Source organism: Kastovskya adunca (genome assembly GCF_059505785.1).
Window position 1 is genome coordinate 1 of the sequence record NZ_JCACLG010000012.1, and the last position, 7402, is coordinate 7402.

General features: G+C 48.3%; 8 protein-coding genes and 1 pseudogene. 4 read left to right on the plus strand and 5 right to left on the minus strand.

Features of this window, described 5'->3' with window-relative positions:
* Window positions 1-141: 141 nt before the first annotated feature.
* Together AC5JR3_RS03705 and AC5JR3_RS03710 are read left to right on the plus strand one after the other, a co-directional pair.
* The gene (locus tag AC5JR3_RS03705) at window positions 142-897 is read left to right on the plus strand and encodes a DUF1350 family protein (RefSeq protein ID WP_495843163.1); all 756 of its coding nucleotides are present in this window, start codon (window positions 142-144) and stop codon (window positions 895-897) included.
* A gap of 133 nt (window positions 898-1030) precedes the next feature.
* Window positions 1031-2224, plus strand: a complete 1194-nt coding sequence (locus AC5JR3_RS03710; protein ID WP_495843165.1) for an RNA-guided endonuclease InsQ/TnpB family protein — start codon at window positions 1031-1033, stop codon at window positions 2222-2224.
* A gap of 103 nt (window positions 2225-2327) precedes the next feature.
* Here the strand turns inward: AC5JR3_RS03710 and AC5JR3_RS03715 are convergent, their stop codons facing one another.
* From AC5JR3_RS03715 to AC5JR3_RS03735, 5 genes are all read right to left on the minus strand, one after another.
* Entirely contained in the window at window positions 2328-2870 is a 543-nt protein-coding gene (locus AC5JR3_RS03715) for a Dps family protein (RefSeq protein ID WP_495843168.1), read from the minus strand.
* 122 nt (window positions 2871-2992) lie between these two features.
* Complete coding sequence (locus tag AC5JR3_RS03720; protein WP_495843170.1) at window positions 2993-3664, minus strand: helix-turn-helix domain-containing protein; 672 nt, start codon at window positions 3662-3664, stop codon at window positions 2993-2995.
* A gap of 94 nt (window positions 3665-3758) precedes the next feature.
* Window positions 3759-4259 carry a Dps family protein gene (locus AC5JR3_RS03725; RefSeq protein ID WP_495843172.1) on the minus strand — a complete coding sequence of 167 codons (501 nt, stop codon included), beginning with the start codon at window positions 4257-4259 and terminating at the stop codon, window positions 3759-3761.
* A 137-nt stretch (window positions 4260-4396) separates the two neighbouring features.
* Window positions 4397-4660: a ParB N-terminal domain-containing protein gene (locus AC5JR3_RS03730; protein ID WP_495843174.1), complete on the minus strand. Its 264-nt coding sequence runs from the start codon at window positions 4658-4660 to the stop codon at window positions 4397-4399.
* 415 nt (window positions 4661-5075) lie between these two features.
* Window positions 5076-5351: a metal-sensitive transcriptional regulator gene (locus AC5JR3_RS03735; protein WP_495843175.1), complete on the minus strand. Its 276-nt coding sequence runs from the start codon at window positions 5349-5351 to the stop codon at window positions 5076-5078.
* A gap of 82 nt (window positions 5352-5433) precedes the next feature.
* On the opposite strand from AC5JR3_RS03735, the gene AC5JR3_RS03740 reads away from it, so the two are divergent.
* Both AC5JR3_RS03740 and AC5JR3_RS03745 read left to right on the plus strand, forming a co-directional pair.
* Window positions 5434-6576, plus strand: coding sequence for a S1C family serine protease (locus AC5JR3_RS03740; RefSeq protein ID WP_495843177.1), 1143 nt, complete (start codon window positions 5434-5436; stop codon window positions 6574-6576).
* Window positions 6577-6960: 384 nt separating this feature from the next.
* Window positions 6961-7402, plus strand: a pseudogene (locus AC5JR3_RS03745) (hypothetical protein); the annotation flags it as partial.

Sequence of the window (7402 nt, forward strand, 5' to 3'; positions counted from 1 at the left end):
ATACTTCACCCTTCATACTTCACCCTTCATACTTCACCCTTCATACTTCATACTTTATTCCCGACTCAGGACTCACCGACTCAGGACTCAGATCTTAGAACTCCCGCCTAAAATGAAGGAGTGTAAAGACACAGGGAAGGCATGGACTGGCAAGAGATTTCTGGTAACTGGGTTTTGATACCCCAACGTCCCACAGGGATTGTACATTTCCTGGGCGGGGCTTTCGTTGCTACAGCCCCTCATGTAACTTACCGTTGGTTGCTAGAACAGCTAGCGAGTCAAGGCTATGCAACGATCGCAACGCCGTTTGTAAATACCTTCGATCATGCAGCGATCGCGCGCGACGTACTAAACCGCTTCGAGACAACCCTAGAGCGTTTACAAGCCAGAGGAACCTTAGGTAAGCAATACCTTCCCATCTACGGCATCGGACACAGCCTAGGTTGCAAAATCCATCTCCTGATCGGCAGCTTATTTTCCGTTGAACGTGCCGGAAATATCCTCATTTCCTACAACAACTACCCAGCTCGCCGCGCCATTCCCTTTGTCGAGCAGCTCAACCTAACTAATATCGAGTTCACGCCGTCGCCCGCGCAGACAGAAGAGCTAGCTGCCAAACGTTACCTGATCCGACGCAATCTCTTAGTGAAGTTTATCAAGGACGACATCGACCAAACCCTAAGCCTCAGCGATGTCTTGCAAACACGCTTTCCCGATATGGTGACGTTGCAAATCCTCAACGGCAACCACCTCACCCCCCTGGGACAGGATGTGAGCTGGCAAGCAGGAAATGAGTTTACCCCCTGGGATGCGATCGGACAGTGGATGAAGCAAGAAGTATATCGTGATTTAAACCAGCTCAAGCGAGAAATTATCCGCTGGCTACAACCCTTTTGAGCAGCTTGCAGCTTGAGGAAAACCTACCTCTCTGTGAAGGCTTACCGAAAACATGGGTTTAAAGCCCCGTCCTTCTCGGACGGCTTTGTTTATTTATAGCCACTCTTAGCTATAAACGTCATATAATTTTCTCATGATAGTCCTAGAGTTCAAGTTAAAAGGTAAGCCGCATCAGTATCGGGTCATCGACGACATGATCCGAACAGCTCAGTTTATCAGAAACAAAGCTCTACGGTACTGGATGGATAATCAAAACGTTAAGTTGTCCGACCTCTACAAGCAATGTGCCGTATTGGCTAAAGAGTTTGAATGGGCAGGAAAACTTAACTCAATGGCACGTCAGGCTTCGGCTGAACGTACTATTTTTGCTATCCAACGTTTCTTCGCTAATTGCAAAGCTAACAAACCGGGAAAGAAAGGCTATCCGCAATTTAAGAAATCCGCTCGTTCCGTAGAATACAAAACATCAGGTTGGCGGCTCTCTTCTGACAAAAGAAGCCTGACTTTCACCGATGGTTTTGCCGCTGGAACGTTTAAGTTGATTGGTAGCCGAGACTTGCACTTCTATGCTCAAACCGAGATTAAGCGAGTACGGGTGATTCGTAGAGCTGACGGCTACTATACCCAGTTCTGTATTAATGTAGAGCGAACAGAAGAGGTCGCCCCAACAGGCAAGGCTATTGGTCTTGATGTCGGCTTGAACTATTTCTACACCGACAGCACTGGAGCAACTATCGCTAACCCTCGCTATCTGCGTAAAAGCGAGAAAGCGCTTAAGAGGGCGCAGCGCCGAGTCTCCAAAATGAAGTTGGGTTCGGCTAATCGCAAAAAGGCGATGAATAAGTTAGGAAGAAAACACCTCAAAGTCAGTAGGCAGCGTAAAGACTTCGCCATTAAGACGGCGTTGTGCGTCGTGAAATCTAGCGATTTCATTGCCTATGAAGACTTGCAGGTGAAGAATCTGGTGAAAAACCACAAGCTTGCCAAAAGTATCAGTGATGCAGCTTGGTCGTCGTTCACTGATTGGCTGCAATATCTGGGTAGGGTGTACGGGAAGACAGTTATCGCTGTTGCTCCCCAGTACACATCACAGGATTGTTCTGGCTGTGGAACACGAGTCAAGAAGTCATTATCACAGAGAACTCATACTTGCTCCTGTGGAACGGTGTTAGATCGCGACCACAATGCTGCACTGAACATATTGGCGAAAGCTTTGCGGCGAGCAGGAGTTGAGTTAAATACGGCGGGGCACGCCGGAATCAACGCTTGGGGACAGACCGACCTCTACTCTTTGGTAGTGACATCAACGAGCAAGCCGACTGGTTGAACCAAGAATCCCTGCTGCTTTAGCACGGGGAGTGTCAAAACGGACATAATGAATAGGGGCACAGCGCATACCGTGCCCCTACTATTGCCATCAATTAAATTGATTAGTTATTAACGGCTGTAGGAACCTGCTGGCTTCCAGAACGCTTTCCATCAGGCTCAATTGAGGTACCTTCGATGAAGGAACGCATCATCCAAGCCATTTCCTCATGCTGCTCCATCAGCCCGGTGAGGAAGTCTGCTGTACCTTGGTCGTTATATTTCTCACCAGACTGGTCAACGTGATCGCGCAAATTCCGGATAACTTGCTCATGATCGGTAACCAGGTTTTCTACCATCTGTTCAGCAGTTGGCAAATCGCCATCATGCTCTGAGATCGAGGAATGCTTCAAGAATCCTGCGGCAGTACCAACAGGGTAGCCACCTAAAGCGCGGATTCTTTCAGCCATCGCATCAATGTTTTCTGTCAATACTTGGTAGTGTTCCTCCCACAGTTCATGCAGCGAACGGAACTGAGGCCCTACAACATCCCAATGATACTTTTTCGTTTTGATTAGCAGCAGATAGTTGTCAGACAAGTCGTGATTCAGTAACTCAATCACGCCATTGCGTTGCTCTTCTGATAAACCAATATTTAACGGACGCATAAATCGTTTCTCCAGTATTTTGCAGTCTATAGTTTCAGTGCAACAAATCTATACAGAAGCGCCATCAGTCCAATGAGAGAGATAGTACAAAGCTTTGGGAATAAAGAAAAAAGCTGACAAATTTAGGTGTTTTTGATATCGTCAACGGGGCTAACTTTGGCACGAAATAACAACTTTTCTCCTTGTCTATAACCTGTATAACGGACTCGCACCCGTTCTCCCAGTTGGGCAGTACCTTCCATAAGCTGATGCCACTGAGGATCGTAGGGAATTTCTGCGCCGACAGAAGCGATCGCCTCTACTCCCCAACTTTGCACCAGTCGTTCCACAGGTTCCACTAGAGGCAACAGTATCTTCGCTTCTAACTCAGGTTTTTTTTTCACCGCCGCCGCCACTGTCGGCCATTGCATCAGCCACGATTCCAGCACTTGCAGGCTAGAGCGCTGAAACTCCTGCTGTAACGCCTCCCGTTGCTCCTCTAGCTGTGCTTGCAAACGGCTATATTCTTGCCGCAACTGGGCTAGGGATGCTGACGTTTCTTTCTCAACCGCAATACTGGGAGAAGCCTCCGGGGAAAAACTTGCCAACAACTGGGTTAGCGGCACCTGTAACGCCTCTGAAAGCTGTAGCAACGTCTCCGTACGAAGCTGCGCCACTTCTCCTCGCCGCAGCCGCCGCAACTGCCGCTCAGACACTCCTGAGCGTTGACTTAATGCTTTAAAACTGGAAACACCCACCTGCTGCATCAAGTGCTGCAACTGGTGGGTGTAATCGGGATGGAAAGAAACAGTCATTGTACTGAACGCTGCACGAGTGGAGTTGTTGAATGATGCCGTGAAGGTTGCTGGTTAAATAAACAATCCTTCTGGCAACACCGAAACTCAGATCTTACTGGGGATTTACAATACTACGCAGCATCCAAGCCGTCTTTTCATGAACGCGCAGGCGATCCGTTAGCAAGTCAGCGGTGGCTTCGTCTTCTCCCCGTTCAGCCGCAGGATATACAGAACGTAGGGTCTTAGCAACGGCTTCGTTGGCTTCAACTAGCAAGCGCACCATATCTTCAGCCCCAGGAACTTCGCTGGTTTCTGGAATGGAGCCGATGCTAGCGAACTGACTGTAAGAACCAGGAGCATAAACGCCTAAGGCTCTGATTCGTTCAGCAATTTCATCGACAGCGATCGCTAACTCAGTGTATTGTTCCTCAAACATTTGATGTAGAGAGGTGAACATAGGTCCCGTAACATTCCAGTGGAAGTAGTGGGTTTTCAGATACAACGTGTAGGTATCGGCAAGAACGCGAGAAAGTCCTTCAGCAATTTCTTGGCGAGCGCCTTCTTCGATACCAATGTCAACGCTCATTTTCTTGGGGCTGTCTTGAGTTTGCATAAAATGCTCCTAATTTAGTTGAAAATCAGTGATATGTGTCGAGTTAAAGCTCTTTGCTGGTTGTAGCTTAATTTTAGGACGGCTTGAATCTGCCCTCAGGACGATACAGGTTGGCACAAACACTGTATCCTCAACTTCTACGCCAAATGGCGTTGCAGAACTGAGCGCGGGGCTTTGCGAACTCGGCAACTGATGGTTTCTTTGCCAAGACGTTGGTGCGCTTCGTAGCGGTGACAACCAGAAAAGCCGTAGTACTGTCCCTCTACCTCAAGAACATCGATAGGCTCTCGCAAACCTTCTTCTTGAATCGACTCCATGAGAGCGGCTACCTTTTTTGGGTCGTTTGCTCGCGGTAAAGGACGGCGGATTTGATTTAGCGGAATTTCCCTGACTTCAACCATAGTCGGTTGTTGCCTCCGTCTTAGAATCCTTGTTATTACCTCTAAATCATAATCGTTATGAGTTTGAATTGCAACCTTTTGCTACCTGATCAGCTGGCTTGGTAGATACAGCAATTTTCAGAAGCATCAACTTCAGCCCAAAAGATAATAGACTTCTTGCATGAATTGGAATTACCCCCCTTAATCCCCCCTTGGTAAGGAAACTATCTCCCTCCCCTTGCCAAGGGGAGGGTTGGGGAGGGGTCTAGAGGATTTGTGCAAAAGGTCTAATGCTTTGGGCTATGGCATTCAAAGTCCACCCACACGGGCTAAAGCAATCAGCCTGAGTTGGTAGGATTTGTCCTTATAGCCCAAAGCAACAGAGCGGCGGGCGTTATTTGTCACTGAAAAGGTAACTTTTAGGGCGATTTTCGCCCTAAATTATCAAATCCAGTGCTTTGCGGAAACTCTCCAATTCAGATTCAAAGTCACCCTGCTCTGCTGCATCTACCAAACAATGTTCAGCATGATCCTTCAAAAGAATCTTGGCAACTTTATTGAGAGCTGACCGTACTGCCACGATTTGTACAATCACCTCAGGGCAAGATCTTTCTGCCTGAACCATTTTCTGTATCGCTTCAACATGACCCTTAATTTTGGCTAGGCGGTTGAGAACTGCTTGGGTTTGGGTGTGGCTATGAGAATGAGGCATAAATACCCCCCTGGGGGATCTGACACTCACATTCTACTCATTCAAGCGTTATTCTTTGTTGCTATAGTCGCGATCGCATTTCTTGGAGAACTGCTCGAAGAGTACCGCCATTGGCTCAACCACTGGGGAAGAGCAGGCTCCGTCTTTATACCAGCAGCACAAAAGCCACATCTCGATAAAATGCCTACAAACCAAGAAACACAACTTATCTAAGTTGCGTCAAGCCTTCCATGAAGTCTTCCCTAATCAGTCTGACAACCTGGCTTACCAGACCATGAAAATAGAGCGCTTGTTGTTGTGTGCTTTTTCCCTGTGCTTGCTGAATGTGCCTCAAGTTAGCAGTGTCCCTGTACCTACTATCCTGGCTCAAGCTCGGACTGAAGAACAGACCAGTATTGAGGTCTATCGCGTTGCGAGTCCGGCGGTAGTCAATATCGATGCTGGCAGAGGTTCGGGTTCGGGGAGTTTGGTTAGTCCAGAAGGGCTGGTTTTAACCAACGAGCATGTCATCCGAGGAGCCAGAGGCGGTCAAGTTATTGTCAGCACAACAGCCGGGAAACGTTACCCTGGACAAGTCATTGCCGTGGATCGACAAAATGACCTAGCACTGATAAGACTCAATACAACTGACCGTTTTCCTAGCGTGCGTTTAGCAAATCCTAATGATATTCAAGTTGGTCAGCGAGTCTTTGCGATTGGTAGCCCTTTTGGATTATCGGGGACATTCACGACAGGGATTCTCAGCCGCATTGGTCGTAATGGCGACTTGCAAACAGACGCCGCTCTCAATCCTGGCAACTCAGGAGGGCCATTACTGAACAGCCGAGGCGAATTAATTGGTGTCAATAAAGCGATACTCAGCCCTGGTAGAGCAGGCAATACAGGAATTGGCTTTGCCACCAGTGCGCGAGTTGCCAGTAGTTTTATCGAGCAAAACCGCGCTCGTACCAGCCCTAGCCCTAGTACAACGGCAACGCGCCCTGCTCCTGGGACGCCGCAGTTAGGAGTAACCCTCGATACAGGGTCGCTTGTAATTGTGGGAGTACAACCGGGTTCATTAGCCGCGAGGTTGGGACTCAGACGCGGAGACAGGTTGATCGCTATTAATGGGCGTCCTCTTAGAGGAGTTGGAGATTTGCAAGCATTTTTAGATCGTCGTCCCTCGTCGGCGATTTTGACTGTGGCACGGAATCGTCGCTTGGCTGACGTTCGAGTCAGTTTCTAAGGCTTAACTTTAACTAACGCGCAGATAACTTGGCACTATCTCCATTTGTGCCTGTATTTGCGCGGATTTTTTTTATGTGCTATGTGACTAACAGGCTTCAAAATAATTAAATAGACTTCTTGCATGAATTGGAATTACCCCCTTAATCCTCCTTTGGTAAAGGGGGAAACTATCTCTCTCCTTGCCAAGGGGAGGGTTGGGGAGGGGTCTAGAGGATTTGTGCAAAAGGTCTAATATCTTCGCGATCGCTCTTTGTAGAGGCAGGTAAACAGATATCTCTCGCTAGTCGTCAGACAATCTGGAAAAACCTTCCTCTATCGCGAGGATGCTGTTTATTTTGGAAGTCTTTAGTATAAGCGTCTTCAGGAGTGAGGAGTTTAGCTCATGAAAAGGATCAATTATTGGAGCAAGTCGATTGCTCTGTTGGCAGTCTTCCTCAGCACATTGGGAAGTATCAAAGCGACGGCTACCAATGTCACTAGTCCGGCAACCAATAACGTTCAACAATCTGAATCAAACGCCTTTCCAGGCGAGTTGCAACTGGCACAGGGACTGGTCGGACAATGCCGCGCCACCAATCGGACACTTGATATTTTATCGCAGCGTTCGGTTGCCCCTGAAAGTCAAGTGCTTTACACCTTAGAACCTAGCCAGCGGGTGACGCTTGCAGGTAACGGTAGCGAAGGTTGGATACAGGTTAGCGCTCCTGTTAATGGTTTTGTGATTGCCAGATATCTTACAGCTTGCGGTGCAGTCTCACCGACACCGCCGCCAGCACCAGCACCAGCACCAGCACCAGCACCAGCACCAGCACCAGCACCAGCAC